Genomic DNA, 373 nt, shown 5'->3' with positions numbered 1-373 from the left:
ACCAACCGGTTGTACAAGGCCACATCGGTCAAATCAAAAAAGCCGTACAAATGCTGGCTTCCGCCAAACGCCCTATTGTTTACTTCGGCGGCGGCGTGGTTTTGGGCAATGCCTCTGAAGAAATGACTAAATTCGTCCGCATGATCGGCGCTCCTTGTACCGGTACATTGATGGGCTTGGGTGCATACCCTTCCAGCGACCGCCAATTCTTGGGCATGCTGGGTATGCACGGCACTTACGAAGCCAACCTCGCCATGCAGAATGCAGACGTTGTACTGGCAATCGGTGCGCGCTTCGATGACCGCGTGATTTCCGTACCGTCCAAATTCTTTGAAAAAGCCAAAAAAATTATTCATATCGACGTTGACCCGTC

Annotated in this window: 1 pseudogene; it reads left to right on the top strand. The window is 51.5% G+C overall.

The annotated features are described in order from the left end of the window. Positions 1-373 (top strand): annotated as a pseudogene (locus ACTHSP_RS22690) (acetolactate synthase 3 large subunit); the annotation flags it as partial.

The sequence above is a fragment of the Neisseria sp. P0001.S005 genome, from assembly GCF_051963715.1.
This window is presented reverse-complemented; position numbering and strand designations above follow the sequence as displayed.